Genomic DNA, 25,643 nt, shown 5'->3' with positions numbered 1-25,643 from the left:
ATTAATGGCTGACGATTTAAGAGAGAAGAATAAGCAAGCTGTGGAGAAACAAAAAGTTACTGCAGCTAAAAAATTAAAGCAATCAGAAACAACAGAACAAATTTATGCTGCTGATGCTACAAATTTGCGCTCACAACTAAGTAACAAGAATGAAGAATATGTCTTTAAGTTAAATAAGTATTTGTTGAATGATGGTTTCAAAGAAGAAGAAGCTCAAGAAGCTATTGATAAGTTGTTGCCTGAGATTATTGATAATCAAATCAAAGGTACACCTGCCAATCAATTGTATGGTCCTGTAACTAAGAAGGCTGGAGAAATCGTTCACCCAGTTAAAAAAGTTAAGACAACACCATTTTGGGCCTCAGCAGTAGATAATTCACTATTGTTCTTTGCCTTATTCGGTTTGTTGTACGGAGTTGTTGCTTTGACAAGTAAGAATTCTAGTTCAAGCAATCAAACAGGTATCGTTACCTTGATCATTCTTTCAGGAATGTGGGGAACATTGCTAACTTGGTTCAATATCCAAATGAAGAAACCCAAGAAAGAACGTCCGGGTTGGGGAATCACAATTGGTTATTTAGCTGTTGGTTTAATGTTGATGTTTGTATTCCTAGGTGGAATGACATTTGTACCATCAACGATTAATCCAACGTTGAATGGAATTGGTTACTTCATCGTGGCTGTAGTTGTTTACGGAATTCGTTTTGTGTTCCGTCGTTACATGGGAATTCATGATCGTGGATTCTTTTAGAGATTAAAAATTACAAAAATAGTAGAAATAACTGTTTAACAGTTATTTCTACTATTTTTTTCTCTTCTTTTAGTTTTTACCATATATCGTATTTTGCATTTTTAATATTCCAATGAACATTTTCTAAAAAAGAACGTAATTCAGTTGTATTCTTCTCTTCAAAATATTGGAGTATCTGTTTGTGTTCGTCATTAGTATGTCTTAAAAGTTCTTGAATGATATTCTTGTCAATTCGTGAATAAGCTTTACCAATGAATATTTTCTTTTTAGTTATTAGCTCATTCTTTATTATTGAATTACTGCATTTATCAAGATAAACATTATGAAATTGTTCTTGTAAACTATTGTACTTTGTATACAATTCGTTATCAATTGCTGAATACATGCTATCTATTAAGAAATTCATTAGAGCGTAGTCATCTGGAGTTAGAACATCGATTTCCATTTGAGCTATTTTACCGTCTAAAACTCCAATCAACTCATATAGATCTTCAACATCTTTCTTTGTGTATGTCTTTATTCTAAAACCCTTCCGTGGTTCTCGCTCTAGTATTTCATCAGCTGAAAGTTGTATGAGTGCCTCTCTAACAGGAGTTCTACTTATCCCTAAGTTGTCGACAAGATACTGCTCTGTTAGTCGGTCACTTCGCTTAAGCTTTCCTAACGTAAGTTGTTCTGAAATGAAGTTGTATACTTTTTCTTTAGGTTCCATGAGTATTCCTCCGATAAGTACATTGTACTACATTAGGTGCAAATTAAATAATATTGCTCTTGAAAATACTAATTGTATATTGTATACTTTGGTTGTGAAGAAATGAGCATTTAATACAAGAGAAGAGGAAAATAAAATGTTTAAGAATGTTATCGTACGTGTTCCATCAAAGCATATTTCAGAGGGTATCACTAGCGCTCACGAAGGTAAACCTGACTATAAAAAAGCATTGCAGCAACACGAAAATTACGTAAGTGCATTAACGAAAACTGGTGTTAATGTCACTGTTCTTGCACCAGAAGATGATTTTCCAGATTCATGCTTTGTTGAAGATGTTGCATTGTGTACAAGTAAGTGTGCTATCGTTACACGCCCTGGAGCTTTAAGCAGACGAAAAGAAGCTGCACTTCCAGATATGATCGAAGCACTAAATAAGTTTTATGATCACGTTGAATACATTGAAGATCCAGGTACGGTTGAAGCCGGAGATATTATGATGGTTGGCGATCATTTCTATATTGGACATTCAGCAAGAACTAATGAGGCTGGTGGCAAACAAATGATTGCTATCCTTGAAAAATATGGACTATCAGGTCAAATGGTAGAAATGAAAGAGATGCTTCACCTAAAGACAGGATTGGCATATTTGGAGAATAACAATTTACTAACAGCTGGTGAATTTAAGACAGCTCCAGAATTTGAAAAATTCAATAAAATTGGGATTGAAATGGACGAAGCATATGGAGCAAATTGTATCTGGGTAAATGGATACGTATTGGTTCCTGCAGGATATCCAAAGGTTCAAAAGAAGATCGAGGATCTTGGATATAAAGTTATTGTTGTTGATACTTCAGAATATAGAAAGATTGATGGTGGATTAAGCTGCTTATCATTAAGATTTTAATTGATCTTTTAAATATTTTAAATTAATAAATTTGGAGGATTGTTGTGTTCGTACTTTATAGCAATTCTCCATTTTTTTATTAAAGAAGGTGTAGCAATTGGAAAATTCTGAAAACAAGATCGGACTGTTTTCACTTGTCGGAATAATTATTAGTGCTATTGTCGGAGCCGGAATATTTAATTTAATGAAAGAAGTTGCTAATTCCGCTTCTGTAGGTGTAACAATATTGGGATGGATCGTTGCTGGTGTGGGTATGGGTTCACTGGCATTCTGTTTTGAAAATTTAAACAATAAACGTCCTGATTTAAATTCTGGGGTTTTTAGTTATGCTCAGGCAGGATTTGGTGATTATATAGGATTTAATTCTGTTTGGGGATATTGGATTTCGGTTATTATCGGAAATGTTGCATTTGGAACATTGTTGTTTAGTGCGTTAGGTTATTTTTTCCCTATATTTGGAAATGGACAGAATGTCCCTTCTATAATAGGTGCTTCAATTATGCTCTGGGTCATACATGTAATGATTATCAGAGGATTAGACAAAGCCGCAATGCTTAATACAATTGTAATGATTGCCAAATTGGTACCAATACTTATTTTTATAGTATGTATTCTGCTGGCGTTTAATAAGAATATATTTATGACAGATTTCTGGGGAAATCTATCAAGTAATGGGACAAGATCTACTAGTATTATGGAACAACTAAAGGGAACAGTTTTGGTTACCATCTGGGTATTTATTGGTGTTGAAGGTGCTGTTGTATTTTCTGGAAGAGCTAGAAAACGTAGTGATGTCGGTAAAGCTACGATAATTGGTTTTTCTGCAGTAACTTTGATTTATGCTACGGTTACAGTATTTTCATTTGGTATCTTAAGTCAAAAGCAACTACAAGCATTACCAAATCCAGCAATGGCCTATGTTTTGGAGGCAGTTATCGGTAAGCCAGGTGCAATAATTGTTAATGCCGGTGTCATTATTGCAATTTTTGGAGCTTGGATTGCTAACACAATGTTGGCCGAAGAAGTCGCATATCAGGCAGGACTGAGAGAACTATTTCCGAAGATTTTTACTAAGGAAAATAAAAACGGTATGCCGATAAATTCAACGTTTATTACTAATATGATTGTTCAAGTATTATTACTTAGTTTTTTGTTCACAGATCAAGCCTATTCATTGTTGTCTAAATTATCTTCATCAACAATTTTATTACCGTATACATGTGTAGCTTTATTTCAGTTAAAGCTTACTAGAGAAAATAAAGAAAAATTTTTCTCAAAAAACATTTTAGTTGGTTCATTAGCTACTATTTATATGTTCTGGTTAATTTATGCTTCGGGATTAATGTATTTGGTTTTGACAATTCTGGCATTAGTTCCAGGCACCATTATGTATATATATGTAAAGAGAAGAAATTCCGAAAGAATCTTCACACGCGCCGAAACCTATATATTTGTAGTAGCGATTTTATTATTTGGATATGGAATCTATATGTTACCCGGAGTAATTTAATCGTTACAAAAGCATCAAAACTTGCACATCTGAAGTTTTGCGTTAGTATGGAGTAGTGATCAATTATGAATTACACAAGAAAGAGCTTCAACGCTAGCAACGCCTACTATTTCCTTTGCAATAACTCATATGGTCTGAATAAGACATGGAGGTATTAAGGATGAAAAAGTTAGACAAAAGTGAAAAGAAGAGATTGAGTAAATTGGCTGAAACAAAAGTCAATAGTAAGGGTGCTGACATCAAGAAGTCATCATTCAAGTCATTTGTTGATCAAATGAATAGTGATAAGTAAATTTGATATTAATTGTGGACTACCATTTGGTAGTCTTTTTTTTTGCATTCAAAAAGGCAATTGAGAAAATCTCAATTGCCTTAGATTATTTAACTCTAAAAAACATAACGATTGCATAGAGCCCAAATCCAATGCAGGCGGACTTCAATATCTCAGAGACCCAAAGTATTTTGGCACCACTGAGATTTCCATTGGTCGACAGCTGCCATTGAACAACTCCGAAAATAATTAGTGAAAAAATAAGGATTATGACAAATCGGATCCGCTTCTTTAAGTAGTCCATAGATACTCACTTTCTTTTCCAGTTAGTAATACACTAACATAATATTGTATAATATGACTAGTTGTAAAAATGTGCGCTTGAGAGGTCTAGTAATGAAGATATTAGTTGTAGATGACGATAAAGAGATTGTTGAGTTACTCAGTATTTACATAAAGAACGAAGGCTATGAACCAGTATCGGCTAATTCTGGTCAAGAAGCCCTTGATGCCTTAGCTGCACATAGTGATATTGCCATGATGATCTTGGATATCATGATGCCAGGAATTGATGGGATTGAAGTTGTTAAGCGAGTTCGTAAGGATTCTCAAATTCCTATTATTATTGTGTCTGCTAAAACAACTGACATGGATAAGATCCAAGGTCTAATTACTGGTGCTGATGATTACGTTACGAAGCCATTTAATCCATTGGAGATCATGGCACGTGTACGTTCATTGCTCCGCCGTAGTGCACAACAAACATCAAAAAATGTTCCTGACAAACTTGAAGTGGGACCTATTACTATTTATAAGGATTCACATGAAGTTGTTACTAGTTCAGGCAATAAGGTCCAATTGACGGCATTAGAATTCGGTGTCTTGTATCTTCTAGCAAGTCATCCTAATCGTGTTTTCTCAGCTGATGAAATTTTTGAACGAGTATGGAAACAAGAGAGTGTTGTTTCAGCCAAAACAGTTATGGTACACGTAAGTCACCTTAGAGATAAGCTCGAAGAAGCAACTGACGGTGAAAAAGTTATTGAAACCGTTTGGGGCGTTGGCTACAAAGTGGAGGTTTGATTTTTTGAATAAGCGAATCAAACTGGATATGAGAGAAAAAGGTGTCCTCCTGTTTGAAGGAATAGGCACCTTTCTTTTATTTCAGATTATAAATATTACGTTAGTTATTATTTCAGATCTCTTCTATAATAATGAAACATTTGAGAGTGTCAGTCATGTCATCAAAAACATCAATGGTGATCTATCCAGATCTACCTTTTGGGGTATTTGGTTTTTCTTCAGTCTGATTATTCTAATTGAACTAGGGATTTCCATCCATGTGGTAGTCAAAACGTATCGTCAATTTGAAGTTTATAAAGTCGAATCAGAACTGATTCAAATTGCGGCGGGAGATCTTAACCACAAGATAAATCTTAAGGTCAACAAGAGATTACAAAGTATTGTCGATAGTGTCAACTTGTTAGTCTCGAACACTAATAAGCATATTTCCGAACAAAAAAAATCTGAGGACAGTAAAGATGAGTTAATTGCGAACGTTAGTCACGATTTACGAACACCTTTGACTTCAGTAATCGGATATTTGGGTTTGATCGAAGGACAAAACTTCGAGGATATTGGTCAAATTTTGAAGTATTCGCACATTGCTTATAACAAGTCACTCGAGATGCAGAATTTGGTTAATTCACTATTTGAGTACGCAAATGTTGAACAAGCAACAAGCAAGCTATCATCTTCTACCTTTGATATGACGCAGATGCTTGATCAATTGTCAGCTGATTTTGAGCTGGAAGCCAACAAGCGTGGCATGGAAATAATTGTCAAATCAAAACCAGAAAAAATCATGATGAATGGTGATACTGAAAAACTTGGTCGAGTCTTCAATAATTTGATAACTAATGCTTTTAAATATGGAAAAGGTGCCACACATTTGTGGTTAGAAGCTGAAAAAACGCCCGAAGATGTTGTAGTGCGAGTTGCCAACAATGGGCAGTCGATCCCACAAGAATCACTGTCACATTTGTTTGATCGTTTCTATCGAGTTGAAGACTCACGTAATAAGGAGACGGGTGGTACCGGACTTGGATTGGCCATTGCTCAGAGCATGGTCAAATTACATGGTGGTACAATATCAGTTACATCGGATAGTGCGCGCACAGCGTTTATTATTCATTTCCCAATTTCGGGGCAATAGCGAGGAAATTAATGAAAAATTTAATACAAAAAATTCTATTACTAATGTCTGTCGTGATACTGTTACCAATCATGAATCTCCATACAGTCCAAGCGGCTGATGAGCCTGAACTAAATGCCAGTGCGGCGATGGCTTTTGATGAAAAAACGGGACAGATCATTTATTCCAAGGATCCTGAAAAAAAGGTTGCAATCGGTTCGATTACCAAAGTGATTACACTGTACTTAGTCACCAAAGCAATTCATGAAGGAAACCTTAAGTGGACAGATAAATTAACACCAACAGCTGAACAAGCTGAAATGACACAAAAAGATGAACTAACCAATGTCCGTTTGGATGCAGACAAATCGTATACTGTTAAACAACTTTATGATGCAGCCTGGATAGTTTCATCTAATTCAGCGGCAATGATGCTGGCTCAAAAAGTAGGCGGTAATGAAAAACAGTTCATTAAGTTGATGCGTCAGACAATCAAAAACTGGGGTATTAAAGATGCTGAAATCTATAATGTCTCGGGGTTGAATAATGATGACCTAGATGAAGGGATGTATCTGGGTACTAAAACGAGTGAGAACAAATTATCAGTCAATGATATTGCGATTATTGTGAAGCATGTCTTGGATGATTATCCAGAGGTTCTACAAACCACTTCTCAGGCCAAATTAGATTTTCCAGTCGGTAATGAAACAAAAACCTATAATTCCTTGAACTTGTTATTAAAGGGCCAAAGGGATTATCAAGCCGATTATGAATTTGATGGTTTAAAAACTGGTACGACTAAACAAGCTGGTGAATCATTTGTCGGAACTTTGCCAATGGACGACACACGTATCGTTACGATCGTTATGGGTGTTTCGGGTGAAGAGAGTGATAATGACAAGCGATTCCGAAGTGCACAGAATTTGGCACATTACGTCAAGGAACACTTCGTTCACCAAAAAATTATGACGCCAGGTGACAAAGTGAATCATAAATATAAACCTAGTAACGATGTTTATATGTGGGTGCCAAGTGATTTTGATCTTTCAACATTAAAATATAGTATTTCTAAAAATGATTTGGGTTTCAAAGCAACCGCCAATAAGAAGACGGTTGACTTGATTGCCACTAATTCACCTAGTGGCTATATACCTTATACTCAAACTAAGCAAAAAATCAAAATCAAAAAAGTTACTGTTAAACATAATTTATGGGATCAAATTGTGGAATTCTTTAGTAATTTATTCAAATAATTAATGTGATTGGGAGTGCAGACGATGAGTTTGGAAATAAGTAAAGCAATTGATATTTTGCAGGAACACGACTTGTTAGTATCCAGTAAGGTCTTAGATGAAAATTTATTTGTGACCAATATCAGCTACAACTCACGAGAAGATCAGAATAATGGCATCTTCTTCTGTAAAGGAAACAACTTCAAAACTGAATATCTGCAACAGGCAGTTGATGCTGGAGCTCAACTGTATGTTTCTGAGAAGGAATATGACATGGGTATCAGTAATTTGATCGTCAAAGATGTTCAAAAAGCGTTGTCGATACTTAGTGCGGCTTTTTATGGCAATCCGGAGAAGTCATTGTTCATCATTGCTTTCACTGGTACCAAAGGAAAGACAACAACTTCATACTTCATTCATAATATTTTGGACCAAGTTTATCCTGGTAAAGTTGCCTTATTCTCAACTGTTGATCGGATTGTCGGTCCTAAGCCAGAGGATAAGTTCAAGTCTGACTTAACAACACCGGAGTCAATGGAACTATTCCGTGACATGCGCCGAGCCGTAGATAATGGCATGACAAAACTAGTTATGGAAGTAAGTTCACAAGCTTATAAAAAAAATCGTGTTTACGGTTTGAAATTTGATATTGGTGGATTCTTGAATATTACACCAGATCATATTGGTGAGAATGAACACCCAACTTATGCTGATTACTTATTCTGTAAGAAGCAGTTACTGATAAATTCGAAGGTCAATATTATCAACGCTCAAACGAATGACTTTGATACTGTTATCGCAGCTGCTCGTGAGACTAGTGCTGAGAAGGATATTTACTTGTTTGGACGTGATACTAAGAATGCAGACTTCAGTATCTCCAGTAAGGAAGCTACTTTGAGTGACAGCATTTTTGATGTTTCTGCGGTAACTGACAAAGGCAAGCAGTTAAATGTTGATGGCGAGTACAAGCTCGGGGTTGTTGGTGACTTCAATGAAATGAATGCTACGGCGGCTATAATTGCATCGAGATTAGCGCAAGCTGACAAAAAAGATATTGCGTCAGGATTGCGTACTGCTAGGGTTCCTGGACGTATGGAACATATAAATACTAAGAGTCACGGAACAATTTTCGTGGATTATGCGCATAATTATGCTAGTATGAAAGCTCTACTTGGATTCTTGCGAACAGAATATCCTAAGTCAAAACTCAAAGTTGTTGTCGGAAGCCCTGGTAATAAGGGTATTTCGAGACGTGCAGGATTCGGTAAGGTTCTAACAGAACTTGCTGATAGTGCCATTTTGACAACTGATGATCCGGGCTTTGAAGATCCAGCTGATATTTGTAAACAGATCGATGAACATATTGATCATTCAAAGGTCGAGGTCAAAACTATCATTGATCGTCAAAGTGCTATTCGTGAAATGATCGAACATGGAAGCGGTGATGATATCATCGTTCTAGCAGCCAAAGGTGAGGATCATTATCAAAAAACGAATGGTATTGATGTGCCATATCCAAGTGATCCAACTGTTGCAAAGGGCATCTTAAAAGATATCGAGGGATAAACTATGAAAAAATTTTTTACTGTTATTGGTGGCATGGGAACTCTTGCCACTGAAAGTTATATTCACTTGTTGAACCAAAGAACTCCAATAACTAAAGATCAAGATTATTTAGACTATATTATTGTCAATCATGCGACTGTACCAGATCGGACAGCTCATATTTTGGACAATTCCAAACCAAGTTTCTTGCCACCACTAGTTGAAGATTTACAGCAACAGAGCCTATTGAAGCCAGAATTCATGGTTATCATCTGTAATACGGCACACTATTACTACAAGGAATTACAAGCTGCCACTGACATTCCATTGATTCATATGCCACATCTGGCCATTACTACTATGAAGAAGAAATATCCTAATGCCAAAAAAATCGGCTTGATTGCTACTAAGGGTACGATTGATGATCACATCTACGAAAATGAAATTCAGGAGGCTGGTTTTGAATACAGCTTAGGCGATCAACAGATTCGTGATGATGTTGAAAGTTTGATCTATGATGATATCAAAGAAAAAGGTCAAATGAATGCTAAGAAGTATTACGATATTTTGAAACGTATGTACAATGAATTCGGTTGTGACGTAATTGTTCTTGGATGTACAGAATTATCTTATGCCCAAGAAAAAGCTTCAGATCATCCTTACAATGTCATTGATGCGCAAAGTATCGTTGTTGACACATCGATTGAATTGGAAACAAAAATGCGTAAAGGTGAAAAGATCGATATTTCTAAGATTTATTAATGTTTCTTGTGTATTATTGCATAACTGATAAATCCCCATATATAATTAAAGAATAGGGAGGTACTGATTATGTTCAAAAAAATCTCACTTGTGACTGTAGTACTGGCAGGCGTGTTATTAGCCGGATGCTCAAGTCAATCAGCAAGTTCGACAGACTCCAATACTAATTCGGAGCAGACAACAAAAAAAAGTGCCAAAAGTTCTACACCAAAGACTAATTCAACAACTAAAAACGATAGCCAAACAGCTAAAGATAATAGCAACAATGACTCTAAGAGTGCAGATACCAATTCTCAAAGTAAAACAACAAGCAGTGGGACAACACCACAACAGTCGACGACAGCTGCTACTGATAAAACAACATCGACTGATACAAACAATCAGCAAGACTCACAAAACACACAAAGCGTTAACTTAACAACTGCAGACCAAGCAGTCAGTTACTTGGCAGATACATTAAGTACAACTTATGACAAGACGACTACTCAGTATGTTGCAAACGGAAAAATAACTTGGAATGATGTGACTGGTTATCAAGTTAATATTTATAGCAAAAACTCAGATTCACCAGTTGGAAGTTATATCGTCCAAGCTAATGGACAATATGCACAACTTTGGTAAAACGGGATTTGCTTGCCTTTGTAGTTAATATTCGATACTATTCTAGAGGTTGGGACTAAGTCCTGAGCTCTATTTTTTTGTTTAGGAAAGGAACATTATGGGAAGTGGACAAATAAGAAAATTAGTTATGACCATCGTTCTGGCACTGGTGCTAGTTCTGGGGGGATGTACACAGACTAAACATGCCAAAAACACGATCACAACGACTGTTAATACATACAAAGAACCAGTCCAAAGTGTTGTCGGTGATAAATACAAAGTCGAATCGATCATCAAGTCAGTTAATGTTGACCCACATAGCTTTTCACCCTCGAATAATAATGCTAAGCAAATTGCTGATTCCAAGCTGATCGTATCCAATGGCTTAGGCTATGATGACTGGGTCAACAAGCTAGTTACAGCTAATAGTCAGGATAAAAACTTGATCGATTTTGCGAGTGATGTTTTGCATAAAAAGAATGGCGATAACGAACATATCTGGTTCGGTGTTACTAATGTTCAAAAACTTAGTCAAGCCGTTTATAAGAAGATGGCGAAGACTGATCCTAAAAACAAAAATTACTATAAAAAGAACTATCAAAACTATTCTGATAAATTGAATAAATTGATTGTTCGTGAGGATAAATTAAAAAAGCAACTTAATGGTAAGAAGGCATACGTAACAGAACCTCTGCCATATTACTTACTGAAAGAACTTGGAGTAACGATTGATAATCCACACTTTGCTAAATCAATCGAAGATGATACTGATCCATCTATCTCTGACATTGAGAACATGCAAAATGGCTTGAAGAATCATAAAGTTGATTTTTTGATTGTTAATAAACAAGTAACTAGTGGAATTATCACAAAAATGACTAATTTAGCAAAAGAAAATAATGTTCCGATACTGTATTTCACCGAAACATTACCAAGTAATGTCGGCTATTATCAGTGGATGAATGGGAATCTTAATCAAATTGAAAAAGTAACAAATAAGTAGATTTATTTGTAAATGATAATTTTTACTATTTACAAATAAACGTTTTTTGTATATTCTGTAATGTATTGATGTAAATGGATGAAAGGTCTGTGAAGGGACAACTAGTGATTGAAGCAAAAAATTTAACTAAGAGATTTGGTAAACAATTAGTATTTAAAGATGTAAATTTCAAAATCAATGATGGTGAATTTATCAGTTTGGTCGGACCTAATGGCTCTGGTAAAACAACGCTTGTCAAAATAATTATGGGTATGGAAAAAAAGACCGATGGTGAATTATTGATGGATAAGAGTCAAACCGTTGGTTATGTTCCTCAATTCCGCAACGTCGATCTTGATTATCCATTGGATATTGAAAGTTTTGTGCGCCTGAATTTGAAATTTACGATGAATCCGAAAAAACGTGCTGAAAATAATGTAATCATTAAGCAAATTCTAGAGAAAACACGTCTAACGCATTTACGTAAACGTCCGTTAGGATTAGCGTCAGGTGGAGAAAAGCAAAAAGCTTATCTGGCCCAAGCTCTATTGAATGATCCACAAATTTTGATTTTAGACGAATCCACGGCCAGTCTAGACGTTGAAGTTAAGATGCAATTGATGGATCTAGTTCAAGAATTAAACCAAAAATATAATTTGACTGTAATATTTATCACTCATGATTACGATTTGACGAAGAAATATACTCATCGAGCTTTGTTCTTTGAGAATAATACGATCAAACCGATCAGTGTCGATGAAATTTCAGAAGCAATGTTTGAGTGAGGTGGGATAAATTATGTTTGGATATGAATTTATGAGAGAGGCCTTTATAGCAAGTACTTTCATCGCTATAACGGCTGGATTAGTTGGAGTTTTTGTTGTTTCCAGAAATATGTCATTCTTATCGCACACACTTTCTGAAATTGGTTTTGCGGGTGCTTCATTTGGTATTTTAATTGGAATATCACCATTGGCAGGGATGATACTCTTTACGATGGTCAGTTCGGTTGCAGTTGGTTCGTTGAGCTCTGAATCGTCACGACGTGAGGCCTCAATCAGTGCAATTTCTTCATTGTTTATTGGTTTGGGAATTCTTTTCTTATCGTTATCATCGGAATCCAGTAGCTACGCTACAAATATTTTGTTCGGTAGTATCGTTGGTATTAGTTCCAAGGAAGTTCATCAATTGATGATTTTGGCATTAGTTGTCATTGTTATTTTTATTGTATTTTACAAACCGTTGGCATTCGATTCATTTGATCATATTGGAGCTAGATCTGCCGGATTGCCTACGCGCATGCTTTCGATAGCGTTTCTTGTAACACTAGCTCTTAGTGTTAGTATTGGTGCCCAGATTGTTGGATCACTATTAGTGTTCATCTTATTGACCTTACCTGGCGCAACGGCAAAATATCTGGTACACTCAGTTCCTAAGTTAATTATGGTTTCAGTCGGTTTATCGCTAGCTGGTGTATGGTTAGGATTGTACTTGGCATTTGTCACTAACTGGCCTGTTACATTCTTTATTTCCGCTTTTGAAGTTATCGCCTATTTCTTAGGATTAACTTATAAGAATTGGAAACTAAATCACTAGAGAGTTCATGGGAGAACTATTCATTATGGATATGAAAGAATTATGGAGTAAGTATAAAGATGCCATACCGTATTTGATATTTGGTGTCTTAACAACAGTAGTGAACTATGTTGGTTTTTGGTTTTTCACTTATATTGCAGGTTGGAATTATCAATTAGCTAACGCTTTTGCCTACTTATTGTCAGTGATTTTTGCATATGTGACTAACAAATTATGGGTATTTGATTCACATACAGATACGATGAAAGCCTTCTTATTAGAAATGGGATCATTCTTCCTTTTCCGTGGAGGGTCTTGGATCATCGATCAAGGAACAATGACAATCGGAGTATCACTTATGCACATTAATGATATGATCGTAAAACTATTTGCGAATGTGTTCGTGATCGTACTGAATTATATTTTTAGTAAGTTTATTATTTTTCGTAAGAGGGAAAAGTTAGATAGCAAATAAGCGTACATGGCAGCAATGCCGTGTGTGCTTATTTTTTTATTGTCAAAATTTAAATTGAGTAATACGCTTAAGTCCGGATATATGAGGGGGACTTAAAGTGAAAAGAAAAGGAATTTTATTTACAGTTATTATGGCATTATTGCTTGTTTTGACAGGATGTACCAGTCAAAGTAAACAGAGCACTAAATCATCGACACCGACAGTGAAAACTACAAAAATTGAAGCTAAGGCATATGATAGTTTGTCAAAGAGTGATCGAGCTAAAGTTAAATTTACATTTAAGTATTATCTTGATGATACTTCTGCTGGAGTAGTTAGCGTGGAAATAAATAATCGGACTGACAAAAAGATAAGCTTTGATCAAAGTAAGTTTATCTTCAAGGGTTCTCACGATGTAAAGGCTAGTAAAAAAGGTAATGTAACAGTGTCACCCAATAAGGAAATGACTATTAAACGATTATTCACCAAAGTTGATAGTTCATTCTTCGAGGAATCAGGATTGTTAGTCTATCGAAACGATAATTTCAAATTAGCTTATGTTGAACAAAATACAAAAGTGTTCAGTTCAGATAATTTAACTAATAAAACTTTGATAAGTGGCTACAAGGAATTTTTTGTTCATCGAGCAGCATGGGATAAACAAAAAGCGGATTACAATAAAGGTATATATGGTAACGATAGTTCTGATAGCAGTTCTGATACGACGGATGACAATAGTGAATCTCAAAATCAGACTGCTACCCAGACATCATCTGATTCTAAGAATGTTGTGAATAATGAAGAGGAAGCTGAAGCGTTAGTTGAAAAGCAAAATGGTTCAGCAGGTGATGTAACGGAGACTGACCCTGATATTGGGGCACACTATACATCATATAGTTATGATATGGTGGACACTGGTAGTGGCGAACGTGCATATTGGGTTAGAATCGCAATTCCTATGGGTGATGTTTCAAGTTATCCGTTTAACTGGACAGTTTTTCCTGATGGCCGAGTAGAACAGGGGAATCCATCGGACAATTAACCATATACCATACGTCTGGCGTTTCTACGGCTTATGTTTTGATATATTAATTAAATTATTAAATAATAATATCAAAAGCGTAAGTAGGTGAACGTCATGGGGTGGAGTTTTGGTAAGAAACAATCTTATGAACTGTTAACGAGTTCAGTACTTATTTCGATACTGATATTTGTTGTAAGCTTCGTTATAACGGATCTTATATGGGTAAGTACTCTCGTTACCATTGTTGGGTTCGTTGCACTCTCAATTGGTATTTTTCCATTGTATTTACCAAGAATGATCAGTTACGTTAAAGTAAATGTAAAGGGTGTCGAATATTATAAGATCACCAATTGGTACGATAGGCTCAGGATAGTTTTTAAACCTAAAGCCTTTAAATTAAGTCGAATTAAATATTCTGATATTGATGACATAAGCGTTATAACGGCTAAGCAACATTTAAATTATGATATTAATGCGGGATCATCAAGTGGAATCATGATTACAACTAAAGAGTCCAAAGATATCTTCGTTGATGTATCTTGGTATGATACTGTAGATAATCCGATTTTTGATCGAGCCATGGAGTTTGTTCAGGATTGTACTAACTAAAATCAAATGTGGCGAAATGAACATAAACTTAAAAAGAGTCCCGTATTTACGTAGTAAATACGGGACTCTTTGCTTTATTTTTTTCTTCGATTTATAAATTTTAACTAAGTTATTTTCCAGGATTTTTTCATTTAAAATCCCTCTAAAGCATATTATTCCTGCAATTCACGAATGGCTAAGGCAAAGTCGCCAAGGGTTGCCGAGCCGTTATCTTTTACTAGAGGCATCGTAATGTATTTATCTAATTCAGGTACAACGACATAATTGTTTAAGAGTGTCTGGAATTGTTCACGGACCTTGACTAGAAATGGTTCGCTGACAACACCACCACCGAAGACAATTTTTTCAGGACGTAATATCAAGGTTGCTTGGATAGCAGCTTGGGCAACGTAGTAAGCCATGATATCCCAAGTGTGATCAGTTACAGGAACATCTTTACCAGGCTTACCTAATCTAGCATCAAAAGTTGGTCCAGCAACTAATCCTTCTAGACAGTCGTCGTGGAATGGACAGATACCCTTGAAGTCTAAGTCATCAGGATGACGTTTGAGTAAAGTATGGCCCATTTCTGGATGTCCCATACCACCAACAAACTTGCCGTCAGAAATGGCGCCGGCACCAACACCAGTACCGATTGTGTAATAAACTAATGAACCAATTTTTTCGTTTGTAAGAGTTGACATGACGTATTCACCGTATGCAGATCCGTTAACATCAGTTGTCCAAAACATTGGTACATTGATTTCTTTTTTGAGTGCACCAACGAAGTCAGTATCTTGCCAACCTGGTTTGGGAGTTGATGTAATGTACCCATATTTTGGTGAATTTTTACGTAATTCGATCGGTCCAAATGAGGCAATACCTAGAGCCTCGATGTCGAATTGTTTAAAGTAATCAATTGTTTTTTGTAGAGTTTCTTCTGGGGTTGTCGTGGGGAATTGAACACTATCCTTGATACGATAGTCTTCGTCACCTATAGCACAAACAAACTTTGTTCCACCTGCTTCAATACTTCCAACTAGCAATGTAAATTCCTCCTATATTGAAAATTTCTGCAATCGCTTTCGATGATTTAAGATACCATTACAAAAACTGGTCGTCAATTGCAATTATTTTAGATTGAGTTAAAAAACATAGGATTATTGTATAATAGATTTATCAGAATCAAGGACATAGGTGGATAGAATATTAAAAAGATACAGGAAAAGAAGAAGTCGGTACAAAGAATTCTCTAGATGAAAAGATTAAGCAAGGAAGCACAAGTTATGCAGAATCTAATAGAACAATAGACAGTACTCAAGAGAATACTTCTTTGAATCCAATAGTTGCAAATGATACGCCAACATATCCAGTTACTGATACGGATTCGGATGAACAGCAAGTAAATATTTATTTAAAAAACCAACATGGTGAAATAATATTTGTGTATACACAGGGAAAAGAAAAATTGGAGACGGACTGTGCCAACCGACCGTTATGCTTATTTCAATGATCAAAAGTAATATCATGTAGCTACAAACGAATGGATTCAAGCAAACTAAAAGACAGCCCATCGAGCTGCCTTTTTAGTGTCCATATTTAATCATAATGATAATGATGATACTAAGAATTACAATTGTTAATCCTAACAAAGTCCATTTCAATGCACTCAAAAGTAACTGTTTTTCAGATTTGTTTTCTAATTTATTGATCTGGTCTAGGAAGTAAACCATGGCTATATTATTACTGATAGCACCAATCCAAGTAATAACATACACAGGCTTGGATAAATCACCATATAAGCCAGTAGTTCCTAAAATAAATAAAAAGGCTAACAAGGTTATAAAGGTAGCGGCTAAATATATATTCATTAATTTGAGCTGTGCTTGTTTCTTAACGTTGTCGACTGCATTTTTGTTATTTAACAGAAGGTCATCTAATGAAATATCGTAAAGCTTGGATAGACGTATCAAACTGTCAATATCAGGAGTGGTGCGACCAGTTTCCCAATTAGTAATAGAACGTTTAGATACATAGAGTGATTTTGCTAAATCACCTTGTGTCATATCTAGTTCAGTACGTTTGTTTTTCAAAATCTTGCTAATTTCCATTTCTATCCCCACCTTTATCTACTTTTAAAATACACTATCGTGGTTATTTTGACGATAGAAAAGTAGTTCTATAATGGCGTTATAACGATAAAAAAATAAGCCCAAAGGCTTATCCTAATAAATATCAGTTCCACGAATTTCTTTAAGAATTTTCATTGAACCATCTTTATATGCAAGTACCGCATAAACGATCATCCCAATGACAGCACAGATAGATAGAATAATTGCAGCGCCGATCTTAGTTTGACCATTGATGAATTTAGATAGTAGTAAATCAGCACCATAGACAACCACTAACATAATCGCGGAATCGATCACAATTTTTAATAATCGAATTGCCAACTGTTTATCAATTAGTTTGTATTGCTGGTTGATGATTCTAAAAGCAAAGTGTCCCATTATCATGAAGGCGACTGTGGTTGCAACCACTGGACCGAAAGCGCCCATATAAATAGTTAGCGGGTATTGTAAATTTACTTTTATCAAATAGGCTAGGGCTAAGAAAATCATTGATGTTTTAGTTTTTTTGTCAACTTGTAGGACATTTTCCAAAATCATGAAAACACAATAGAAGAATGCTTCAATACATGAAACTGCCAAAATTTGAGTACCTAAGGTACTTGGAATATAGAAAGCAGTCCATAGGTGACGGCCAATACCGATCATACCAAAGGTTGCTGGTAAGATGATGAAGACGGTAAATTGTACCATGTTTCTTAGCAATTTTTGAATGTCCTCAAATTTTGCTTTACGACTGATCAACGCTGACAATGCGGGAATGATCGAAGCTGAAACTGAAATAGCTAAAGATACTAGTACCATAATCAGTTTGTTGGCTTGGAATCCAAACATTGAGTACAGGTTATCGATCGTATGTTGACTAGCGTGAAGGACATTTTGATAGATCAACACAAAACTGGTCTGATCGAATAATTGTAGAACGGTCATAATAGTATCGACCAACAGGAATGGAATAGCTGATTTCAACATTGAACCAAAGTTGACTTGTGTTAATTCGCTATCTGGCACTTCAGCTGATGTCTTGATATCTTCAGCCGAAATTGATTTACGAACTCTGAATCGCATCCAAATCAAGAAAATGTAGGCCAGTGTTGCACCAATAAATGAAGCAAAGGTAGATTGGTTAACAGCACTCATGTAGCTGCCCTTTTGCATAACCATGATCGTGTAAGTTGCATATAACATGTAAGCCACACGGGCGATTTGTTCGATAACTTGTGAAAAAGCTGAAAATGAAATGAACGCATAACCTTGAATATATCCACGCATGATTCCTAGAGCGGGAATTATCAGGATAGCGACACTCAGGTACTTGATTGGTGTAACAACACGCATGTCACCAGCAGCAAAGATGATGGCAACGTATTTGGCACCGAAGAACATGAATCCTGCTAGGACGATACCAACCAATGTCATGTAGAAGGTATATTTCTTAAGCAATTTTTCGCTCTGATCATAACGGCCGAGAGCGTTGTGTGCAGCTACTTCCTTGGAAATAGCTGATGGAATACCGGCAGTAGCGATGATCAAGAATAAATTGTAAATGTTATAAACTTTTCCGTATAACGCGTTGGCTGCTCCTAATGCGACTGGACCAATCCAAATGTTCCATGGGATAATATAAATTACCGCAAGGATTCTCGAGAAGATACCTGAAATCGAGATCCAAAGGGAACTTTTTAATAGTGAATCTTTTTTCATGAATAAATTTCCTAACTATTACTATTTATAGAACACTAGTACAAATATCAGAGCAATCAGTGCGGGTAATCCTTGTACATAAAGGATTTTTTTAGTAGCAGTAAAAGCACCATAAACAGCGACGACGATCACATAGATCATCAAAAGGATCATGATTGTTTTTAGAACTGAACCAGTGAAGAAAAGGATCATTGCTAGAATAAGTATTCCTAACATCCCATTATAAATTCCTTGATTGGATAGAGCAGTCTGAGCACCTTGTTGTTTAACAAAATCTAGTGGCATGTCAAAGGCCTCGGCTTGTTTTTCGGGGGCTGCAAATATCTCTAAGACAGCGATTCCGATATGTTCTAGTGCAACTAACGCAACTAGAAGTAGGGTAAAAATCTCCATAAATTTTCCCTCCTTAGGGTATGTCTAATATAATAAACCGTTTTAGACCTGTAAACAACATGTTACTGAATTGCTGGAATAGTGAGCGCTAGTATGAAAAAAATTATATAATTAGATGAAGCAATATATTGAAGGGATGGTCCTGATGCAAAATAATACCAAGAAAATCCTATCTGATTCACTCGTAACAATTTTGGCAAAAAAGCCAGTTGATAAAATCACTATTAAGGACATTGTTGGTGAGTGCGATTTGACCAGACAGACTTTCTATAATTATTTTTCTGATATTTATGAATTAGTTGAATGGACGGCTAGTGAAGTCGCTGATAGGGTGTTGTCTAATGTCTCTGACTATGAGAATTGGCAACGCGGTTTTTATAATGTCATGATTGAAATCAAAAACAATCAAGACCTAGTTATGAATACCTATCAGTCAATTTATCGTGATCTTTTAGAAAAATATATTTATCGGGTTATCTACAGTTATATAATCGTTGTTGTTGAACGTCAGGCAGTTGGTATGTCAGTCGATCAGAAGCACAAAGATTTTATTGCTCATTTTTATAGTTTGGCATTTATTTCATTAATATTCGAATGGGTCAAAGATGGTATGAAGGATGACCCCAAAGATATAGTTGATCAAACTGGAGTTCTGGTTCAGGGTGATTTCAAAAAAGCGTTAAATAAGTATGCAAAATAGATTTACAAATTGAGGGAAGTGTAAAAATAATTTACACTTTTCTTTTTTTGTAAATTGTTTCAACGATCCAGTGGGCTTATCTTAGATTCAGGGCAGATGAAAAACGAAAGAAGGCAGTAACATGAACATTTATAAAACAATGTATCATCCACATAAACCCGCTGGAATCGATGACCGTAAGGCCAACATTGTCGGCGGAGGAATTGCTGGTTTAGCAACTGCAGTATTTTTGATCGACGATGCCAAAATGCCAGCTAAAAATATTACGATTTATGAAAAGAAACCAGTCATGGGTGGCTCAATGGACGGAACTAAGAGCAATCAAGGTTACCTCTGTCGTGCTGAACGTGAATTGGAGCCGTACATGGAATGTCTCTGGTATCTGTGTAGCAAGATTCCTTCATTGGAAAATGAAGGCAGAACAGTACTTGATGACGTTGTTGACTTCAATCGTGACGAGCCTATCCATACAGAAGCTCGTGTAATTGTTGATCAAGGTAAGATCGATGGACACTATCACGAGTACAAGCTGGCTCCTCAATACGCTGCAGCAATGAGCAAAATCGTTGCTTCATCTGAGGAAGAGTTAGCTGACAAGAGTTTGAACGATTTCTTTGATAAAGGATTCTTCAAGACAAACTTCTGGGTTTGCTTCCACAGTCAATTAGCTTTCAAAGATTATCACAGTGTGATTGAATGTCGTCGTTATTGGCAAAGATTTACATTCATCAGTCGTCACGAATATCTCGAAGGATTCATTCATACAAAATATAACGAATATGACGCAATTATTCTTCCTATCGAGAGATTCTTGATTGACAAGGGTGTTAACTTTGTAAATAATTTCGCTGTCTATGACTTAGCATTAGATGCCAAGAATGATACTGTTCAAGGGATTCTAGCTCGTGAAGACGGTGAAAAAGTTGAAGTTCCTGTTGCTATGCAAGACTTAGTCTTCGTAACTACTGGTTCAATCAGTGAAAATAGTACCTTTGGTGACAACAAGACTGTTGCTATTACTAACACTGACACCAAGGACATGGGAACATTCACAATCTGGAAGAACTTGGCTGGTAAAGATGCTAAGTTCGGTCACCCTGAGAAATTCTTGGGTCAGATCGACAAGACGAAGTGGATCTCATTCTTCCCAACTGTTAAGGATTACCCAGAATTCTTCAAACGTATTGAAGAATTATCAGGAAGTAAGGCTGGTACTGGTGGTCTAATGACATTCAGAGACTCTAATTGGGATATGTCATTCGAGATTCACCACAAACCATTCTTCCCATATCAAGCTGATGACGAAGAAGTTGGTTGGGGATATGGATTGTACGGTGAAAATATCGGTAACTACATTAAGAAACGTATGTGGGATTGTACCGGTGATGAAATCATGACCGAGCTCTTGTATCACTTAGGAATGCTAGATATTAAGGATGAAGTATTAGCTCATACTTACATGTCGACAGCAATGATGCCATACTGTACAAGTCAATTCATGCCTAGAAAACTTGGCGATCGTCCTAAGGTAGTTCCTGATGGATGTACTAACCTTGGATTACTGGGACAATTCGTTGAAATTGACGATGATGTTGTCTTCACAGTTGAAACTTCAGTTCGTACTGGACTAGAAGCAGTTTATGAATTATTGAATGTTGAAAAAGACGTTCTCGAAGTTAACCCTTCACGTTATGACGTTCGTTACTTATTGGAACGTATCAAGAGATTCAGAGGTATCAAGGGCAAAGTTACAGCTGATGACTTACCACCAATTACTCCAGAATCAATTCCTGAAGTAACGCAACAATTATTGCACTTGGTAAATAATGTACCGCCATATTATCAAATGTACTTAGGACGCGATAAGACGATTCCTACAAAGGTATCCGTCTTGCACCCTAAGGCACCACACTCAAAATAATACCGAACAAATAATTACTCCCATATAAAATAAATAAACGTTATATCTCAAATAAAAAAGAGACCGCAGTCCCATAATCTGCGGTCTCTTTTAGTATTTATAAAAATATAAATTTTGGTGTTTAGATTATTTCTGAGATAATTAAACCCTACTAAATAAGGAGAAAATCAATGAAATCTATTAAGAATCAAATAATTGATATGTTCGTGTTTCTTACGTCTGAAAATACTATTTTGAATATTTCAGAAAATAATCCTGAAACGGTTGATGGACAATTTTATGGGTATTCTATATCAATAAATATACGTCCGTTTGATTTAGACAAAATAATTACAATTTTTAATTTTTTAGGTGAATTTTCAGTTGAATATTCCGTGAGTTCCAGTATGTATGAGGATGGAAGTTTTGAGTATATTCAAATCAATTTAAAAGAACCGAACAAAAATATGAAATTGAAAAATTTTTTGAATGAGTTTATTGCTCAATAAAGTTAATTTATCCTTATTTTCAAAATCATTTGAGAATACCATGCAAGAATAAATCTAAAAGTGTGTCAAAAGAACTGAAGTTTTGTTTATTTTTAGTATTGGAAGCATTCATACGAATGGTATTAAAAATCATGGTTAGATAAATGTTTGGATTAACGTCCCTTAAAATATTTTCTGCGATACCTTTTTTAATTAGGTCAACGATAGGATTACTTTCAAAACCAACGACATCGTTCATATCAATTGGGGAATCAGGAATTTGCTTAATTTGTTCAATGACATCCATTGAGTCTGGATTTTCGATAGAAATATCGTAAAGCGCCCGAATATATTCGGTTATTTTTTCAAGTGTAGAATGACCATTTTCTAAAATGTCGTTGAAACGTAATTGATAATCAGAAATTTCTGATTGGTAAATTTGTTTGAGTAGGTCATCTTTATTCTTGAAGTAAATATAAATATTTGATTGAGAAATTTGGACCCGTTTAGCGACCTTAGTAGTTGATAAAGTTGCAGCACCATCTTCCTTGATGATTTCAATTGCCGCATTAAGAATTTTTTCGTATTTTTCGTTATCTTTTTTCTTCATGTTACTAATCATAATTAGAATTCTTTTGAAAATCAACCTTGACAAAAGATAGCCTTATCTCTTATAATTCATTTTTGTTAAGAGATAAGGCTATCTTTAAAGGAGAAAATAAATATGAAAATTACATTATTAGGTTCATTAGGACATATCAATAGCTACGTAATTCCTGAATTAGTTAAACAGGGACATCAAGTCACAGTTGTTTCACATTCAGATAAACATAAAAAAGAAATCGAGAATTTAGGTGCTAAGGCAGCAATTGGATCAATGCAGGATGCGGAGTTTTTGACATCAGCCTTTCAAAGTGCTGACGAAGTATATTTGATGCTTGCAGGTGTCAATCGTGATGAAGATATGATTGAGTCGGCACGCCAGCAGGCAATAATTTTTCAAACAGCAATCGTTAACTCTGGAGTAAAGCGCGTCGTTGATTTGAGTAGTGTTGGAGCTGATCAAGGTCCTGAGGTCGGAGCACTCTATATTTACCATATAATTGAGGATGTACTTAAAGAGCTGGATGACGTTAGCTATACATTCATTAGACCAACTGGATTTTATAATAATCTTTTGTCAAAAATCACCGATATTAAAGCTAGTCATGCGATATTTGAAAATCGTCCCGCCACTTCAACAAGCATTTTCGTTGATCCCAAGGATATAGCAGATAGTGTCTTAGAAGCCCTTTTAAATCCTGTGATAGAGAACAGCGTTATGTATGTGGCCAGTGATATTGTTACAGGCAACGAATTAGTTAAATATATCTCTAAGAAAATCGATATGCCTGATTTGAAATGGATTGAAATATCTGATAATGAAATGCAGACGCGGTTAGGAAAAGTTATGCCTAAATCGTTTGCTACATCATTTACTAATATGTACAAAGCAGAAGGAACATCAAAATTTTACGCTGATTTTTACAAGAACGAACCAAAATTGGGAATAGTAAAGATGTCAGATTTTATGAATGTTTTTGCCAATGCTTATTAGAATGCTAAAGATTAAGTGGAAAATAATGTAACAAAAAGAACCATCATGGGAAATCTTTTAATTTCCCATGATGGTTCTTTTTTCAGAATTTGGAGTTTTGTCCCAAACTCTTTTAATTTTCACTATCTTCATTGAATTTCATAACATATTTCTCTTCAAATTTACCACGTTGCATAACTTTTGACTGACGAATGCTGTCCATTTCTTCATACGTGATCGAAGCATCATCTAATATTGCGCGCATGACTTCTTCTAAGTCCCCTAACTCTTCTACGAGGTTAGCGCGAGTATCAGCCGCCTGAACTTCTTTTGCTTCTTCCACTAGTTTGTCACGGAGCGACGTTCGATAGTCATCGTTCGATAGAATATCGAATTCTGCCTTATCTCCAGCGATATCTGGTACTTTGTCACGGACCAATTTTTTCATATATATTCCCCCAAACGAATTACATAAATAGTCTGTAAGAGAATTTTACCATAATTATTGGTCTAGAACTCTGATTTGTACTCAAGGATATCGCCTGGTTGGCAATCTAATGCCCGACAAATTGCTTCGAGAGTTGAGAATCTAATGGCTTTTGCTTTGCCATTTTTTAGGATAGACAAATTGGCAATTGTAACGCCAACTTTTTGTGACAGCTCAGTCAGGCTCATTTTTCTTTTGGCTAACATAACGTCCAAATTAATTACTATCATATTGATAACTCGGTTTCTTTTTTAGAATTTACTAAGTCTTGAGAAACTTTTTGAAGAACGTGTACAAATGTCCCAACCATTAATCCTAGCATAATGACAAACATTTCCATTAGTCCGCCAACGGGAGAACAGTCGTCAGATGTAATGAAAGCAAATAACGGGAACATTGCAGCGTAGATGATGGCAATCGTATAGAATAAATTTCTGATTATTTTTAACGAGGAAACACCTTTTGCTGAGAAGAGATGATTGTGGTCGATCAAGTGAAGCAGCCGCCATGAAAAATAAATAATAGCATAGGATAGAATTCCGGATAGATACAATCCTATTCCTAATAGAACTTTGAGTATTGTGGGCATTTCAGGTTGTCCACGATATGAAATTAAATCGGGAAAGGTGTAGATACAAACTAAAGTTAATAATATTAAGATTAAGCAGAGTACTAATCGCAAAGGAATCGTTAAATTTTTCATGATATCTCCTCTACACGATGATTAATTTTTTGAAGTAGGTTAACGAATAGCCCCATCGAGGTTGCAAAAACGACGATAAATATTTCAGCGGCAAAGGGTGCGGGTGCTTGTTCAATGTTCGCTAATTCACCGACATCGAAGAATGATAATAGATAAACGATGGCAATGTAATAAAAACAAAATTTGATTACCTTCAGAGCAAAGGTACCTGAAGCGGTAAAGACACATTTGTGATCAACTAAGTACAGCAGTCTCCAGGCAAAAATGATAATCCCATAGGCACAAAGAGCGGATGAAAAAAGGAAGAATCCAAAGCTACCTAGAGTAATCATACTTGAGCCACTTTCGTGCATCCAGCCCAAGAGGGATGGAAAAAAGTAAACGACAAAATGACTTAACATAGCAATGATCAGGACTAAAATAAATCTCAAAAAGATCGTCAAAATTTTCATGATATCC

The 25,643-nt window shown here is 35.7% G+C and carries 31 protein-coding genes; 21 read left to right on the top strand and 10 right to left on the bottom strand.

Annotation, left to right across the window (positions count from 1 at the left end; all coding sequences use genetic code 11):
• Window positions 1-4 precede the first annotated feature (4 nt).
• Complete coding sequence (locus tag EKM68_RS04390; RefSeq protein ID WP_125588448.1) at window positions 5-751, top strand: DUF1129 family protein; 747 nt, start codon at window positions 5-7, stop codon at window positions 749-751.
• Window positions 752-827: 76 nt separating this feature from the next.
• Here EKM68_RS04390 and EKM68_RS04385 read toward each other — a convergent pair whose 3' ends face one another.
• On the bottom strand, window positions 828-1,463 hold the full coding sequence (locus tag EKM68_RS04385; protein ID WP_125588447.1) for a GntR family transcriptional regulator: 636 nt from the start codon (window positions 1,461-1,463) through the stop codon (window positions 828-830).
• Window positions 1,464-1,599: 136 nt separating this feature from the next.
• On the opposite strand from EKM68_RS04385, the gene EKM68_RS04380 reads away from it, so the two are divergent.
• From EKM68_RS04380 to EKM68_RS04315, 15 genes are all read left to right on the top strand, one after another.
• Window positions 1,600-2,367, top strand: a complete 768-nt coding sequence (locus tag EKM68_RS04380) for a dimethylarginine dimethylaminohydrolase family protein (RefSeq protein WP_125588446.1) — start codon at window positions 1,600-1,602, stop codon at window positions 2,365-2,367.
• Window positions 2,368-2,464: 97 nt separating this feature from the next.
• The gene (locus tag EKM68_RS04375; RefSeq protein WP_125588445.1) at window positions 2,465-3,877 is read left to right on the top strand and encodes a basic amino acid/polyamine antiporter; all 1,413 of its coding nucleotides are present in this window, start codon (window positions 2,465-2,467) and stop codon (window positions 3,875-3,877) included.
• Window positions 3,878-4,037: 160 nt separating this feature from the next.
• A complete protein-coding gene (locus EKM68_RS13745; RefSeq protein WP_263853634.1) occupies window positions 4,038-4,169 on the top strand; it encodes a hypothetical protein in 132 nt (43 codons plus the stop codon).
• Window positions 4,170-4,544: 375 nt separating this feature from the next.
• Window positions 4,545-5,231 (top strand): response regulator transcription factor, encoded by a 687-nt coding sequence (locus EKM68_RS04370; RefSeq protein ID WP_125588444.1) that lies wholly within the window; start codon window positions 4,545-4,547, stop codon window positions 5,229-5,231.
• A gap of 4 nt (window positions 5,232-5,235) precedes the next feature.
• Window positions 5,236-6,363: a sensor histidine kinase gene (locus EKM68_RS04365; protein ID WP_125588443.1), complete on the top strand. Its 1,128-nt coding sequence runs from the start codon at window positions 5,236-5,238 to the stop codon at window positions 6,361-6,363.
• A gap of 11 nt (window positions 6,364-6,374) precedes the next feature.
• Window positions 6,375-7,595 (top strand): D-alanyl-D-alanine carboxypeptidase family protein, encoded by a 1,221-nt coding sequence (locus EKM68_RS04360; RefSeq protein ID WP_125588442.1) that lies wholly within the window; start codon window positions 6,375-6,377, stop codon window positions 7,593-7,595.
• A 24-nt stretch (window positions 7,596-7,619) separates the two neighbouring features.
• Complete coding sequence (locus EKM68_RS04355; RefSeq protein ID WP_125588441.1) at window positions 7,620-9,140, top strand: UDP-N-acetylmuramoyl-L-alanyl-D-glutamate--2,6-diaminopimelate ligase; 1,521 nt, start codon at window positions 7,620-7,622, stop codon at window positions 9,138-9,140.
• Window positions 9,141-9,143: 3 nt separating this feature from the next.
• Complete coding sequence (locus EKM68_RS04350; RefSeq protein WP_125588440.1) at window positions 9,144-9,881, top strand: aspartate/glutamate racemase family protein; 738 nt, start codon at window positions 9,144-9,146, stop codon at window positions 9,879-9,881.
• A gap of 69 nt (window positions 9,882-9,950) precedes the next feature.
• Window positions 9,951-10,502 (top strand): hypothetical protein, encoded by a 552-nt coding sequence (locus EKM68_RS04345; RefSeq protein ID WP_125588439.1) that lies wholly within the window; start codon window positions 9,951-9,953, stop codon window positions 10,500-10,502.
• 97 nt (window positions 10,503-10,599) lie between these two features.
• Window positions 10,600-11,484 (top strand): metal ABC transporter solute-binding protein, Zn/Mn family, encoded by an 885-nt coding sequence (locus EKM68_RS04340; protein ID WP_125588438.1) that lies wholly within the window; start codon window positions 10,600-10,602, stop codon window positions 11,482-11,484.
• A gap of 104 nt (window positions 11,485-11,588) precedes the next feature.
• Window positions 11,589-12,248 carry a metal ABC transporter ATP-binding protein gene (locus tag EKM68_RS04335; protein ID WP_125588521.1) on the top strand — a complete coding sequence of 220 codons (660 nt, stop codon included), beginning with the start codon at window positions 11,589-11,591 and terminating at the stop codon, window positions 12,246-12,248.
• Window positions 12,249-12,261: 13 nt separating this feature from the next.
• Complete coding sequence (locus EKM68_RS04330; protein WP_125588437.1) at window positions 12,262-13,059, top strand: metal ABC transporter permease; 798 nt, start codon at window positions 12,262-12,264, stop codon at window positions 13,057-13,059.
• A gap of 25 nt (window positions 13,060-13,084) precedes the next feature.
• A complete protein-coding gene (locus tag EKM68_RS04325; protein WP_404810793.1) occupies window positions 13,085-13,513 on the top strand; it encodes a GtrA family protein in 429 nt (142 codons plus the stop codon).
• 97 nt (window positions 13,514-13,610) lie between these two features.
• Window positions 13,611-14,534, top strand: coding sequence for a hypothetical protein (locus EKM68_RS04320; RefSeq protein WP_125588435.1), 924 nt, complete (start codon window positions 13,611-13,613; stop codon window positions 14,532-14,534).
• A 96-nt stretch (window positions 14,535-14,630) separates the two neighbouring features.
• On the top strand, window positions 14,631-15,125 hold the full coding sequence (locus EKM68_RS04315) for a hypothetical protein (RefSeq protein WP_125588434.1): 495 nt from the start codon (window positions 14,631-14,633) through the stop codon (window positions 15,123-15,125).
• A 152-nt stretch (window positions 15,126-15,277) separates the two neighbouring features.
• Here the strand turns inward: EKM68_RS04315 and scrK are convergent, their stop codons facing one another.
• Window positions 15,278-16,150: a fructokinase ScrK gene (gene scrK, locus EKM68_RS04310; protein ID WP_125588433.1), complete on the bottom strand. Its 873-nt coding sequence runs from the start codon at window positions 16,148-16,150 to the stop codon at window positions 15,278-15,280.
• Window positions 16,151-16,437: 287 nt separating this feature from the next.
• Between scrK and EKM68_RS04305 the strand changes: the two genes are divergently transcribed.
• On the top strand, window positions 16,438-16,617 hold the full coding sequence (locus EKM68_RS04305) for a hypothetical protein (protein WP_125588432.1): 180 nt from the start codon (window positions 16,438-16,440) through the stop codon (window positions 16,615-16,617).
• Window positions 16,618-16,690: 73 nt separating this feature from the next.
• On the opposite strand, the gene EKM68_RS04300 is transcribed toward EKM68_RS04305, so the two are convergent.
• From EKM68_RS04300 to EKM68_RS04290, 3 genes are all read right to left on the bottom strand, one after another.
• The gene (locus EKM68_RS04300; RefSeq protein ID WP_125588431.1) at window positions 16,691-17,215 is read right to left on the bottom strand and encodes a helix-turn-helix domain-containing protein; all 525 of its coding nucleotides are present in this window, start codon (window positions 17,213-17,215) and stop codon (window positions 16,691-16,693) included.
• Between the two features lie 114 nt (window positions 17,216-17,329).
• On the bottom strand, window positions 17,330-18,937 hold the full coding sequence (locus tag EKM68_RS04295; RefSeq protein ID WP_125588430.1) for a putative polysaccharide biosynthesis protein: 1,608 nt from the start codon (window positions 18,935-18,937) through the stop codon (window positions 17,330-17,332).
• A gap of 21 nt (window positions 18,938-18,958) precedes the next feature.
• Window positions 18,959-19,330: a DUF1304 domain-containing protein gene (locus tag EKM68_RS04290; RefSeq protein ID WP_125588429.1), complete on the bottom strand. Its 372-nt coding sequence runs from the start codon at window positions 19,328-19,330 to the stop codon at window positions 18,959-18,961.
• A gap of 145 nt (window positions 19,331-19,475) precedes the next feature.
• Here EKM68_RS04290 and EKM68_RS04285 point away from each other — a divergent pair, with 145 nt between their 5' ends.
• The 3 genes from EKM68_RS04285 (at window position 19,476) to EKM68_RS04275 (ending at window position 22,439) form a co-directional block, all read left to right on the top strand.
• On the top strand, window positions 19,476-20,030 hold the full coding sequence (locus EKM68_RS04285) for a TetR/AcrR family transcriptional regulator (RefSeq protein ID WP_125588520.1): 555 nt from the start codon (window positions 19,476-19,478) through the stop codon (window positions 20,028-20,030).
• A gap of 121 nt (window positions 20,031-20,151) precedes the next feature.
• Window positions 20,152-21,951 (top strand): oleate hydratase, encoded by a 1,800-nt coding sequence (locus tag EKM68_RS04280; RefSeq protein WP_125588428.1) that lies wholly within the window; start codon window positions 20,152-20,154, stop codon window positions 21,949-21,951.
• A 170-nt stretch (window positions 21,952-22,121) separates the two neighbouring features.
• Entirely contained in the window at window positions 22,122-22,439 is a 318-nt protein-coding gene (locus tag EKM68_RS04275) for a hypothetical protein (RefSeq protein ID WP_125588427.1), read from the top strand.
• 25 nt (window positions 22,440-22,464) lie between these two features.
• Here the strand turns inward: EKM68_RS04275 and EKM68_RS04270 are convergent, their stop codons facing one another.
• The gene (locus EKM68_RS04270; RefSeq protein WP_125588426.1) at window positions 22,465-23,040 is read right to left on the bottom strand and encodes a TetR/AcrR family transcriptional regulator; all 576 of its coding nucleotides are present in this window, start codon (window positions 23,038-23,040) and stop codon (window positions 22,465-22,467) included.
• A gap of 102 nt (window positions 23,041-23,142) precedes the next feature.
• On the opposite strand from EKM68_RS04270, the gene EKM68_RS04265 reads away from it, so the two are divergent.
• The gene (locus EKM68_RS04265; protein ID WP_125588425.1) at window positions 23,143-24,015 is read left to right on the top strand and encodes an SDR family oxidoreductase; all 873 of its coding nucleotides are present in this window, start codon (window positions 23,143-23,145) and stop codon (window positions 24,013-24,015) included.
• A 112-nt stretch (window positions 24,016-24,127) separates the two neighbouring features.
• On the opposite strand, the gene EKM68_RS04260 is transcribed toward EKM68_RS04265, so the two are convergent.
• The 4 genes from EKM68_RS04260 to EKM68_RS04245 form a co-directional block, all read right to left on the bottom strand.
• Window positions 24,128-24,442 carry a nucleoside triphosphate pyrophosphohydrolase gene (locus tag EKM68_RS04260; protein ID WP_125588424.1) on the bottom strand — a complete coding sequence of 105 codons (315 nt, stop codon included), beginning with the start codon at window positions 24,440-24,442 and terminating at the stop codon, window positions 24,128-24,130.
• A 62-nt stretch (window positions 24,443-24,504) separates the two neighbouring features.
• Window positions 24,505-24,711, bottom strand: coding sequence for a helix-turn-helix domain-containing protein (locus tag EKM68_RS04255; protein WP_125588423.1), 207 nt, complete (start codon window positions 24,709-24,711; stop codon window positions 24,505-24,507).
• A complete protein-coding gene (locus EKM68_RS04250) occupies window positions 24,708-25,184 on the bottom strand; it encodes a DUF2975 domain-containing protein (protein ID WP_125588422.1) in 477 nt (158 codons plus the stop codon). The genes EKM68_RS04255 and EKM68_RS04250 overlap by 4 nt, the downstream gene beginning before the upstream one ends.
• Complete coding sequence (locus EKM68_RS04245) at window positions 25,181-25,636, bottom strand: DUF2975 domain-containing protein (protein WP_125588421.1); 456 nt, start codon at window positions 25,634-25,636, stop codon at window positions 25,181-25,183. Before EKM68_RS04245 ends, EKM68_RS04250 begins: the two co-directional genes overlap by 4 nt.
• Between the last annotated feature and the right edge of the window lie 7 nt (window positions 25,637-25,643).

It is taken from the genome of Companilactobacillus jidongensis, assembly GCF_003946575.1.
GTDB lineage: Bacteria > Bacillota > Bacilli > Lactobacillales > Lactobacillaceae > Companilactobacillus > Companilactobacillus jidongensis.
Note: the sequence above shows the minus strand (reverse complement) of the source record. Positions and strands in the feature narration are given on the sequence as shown.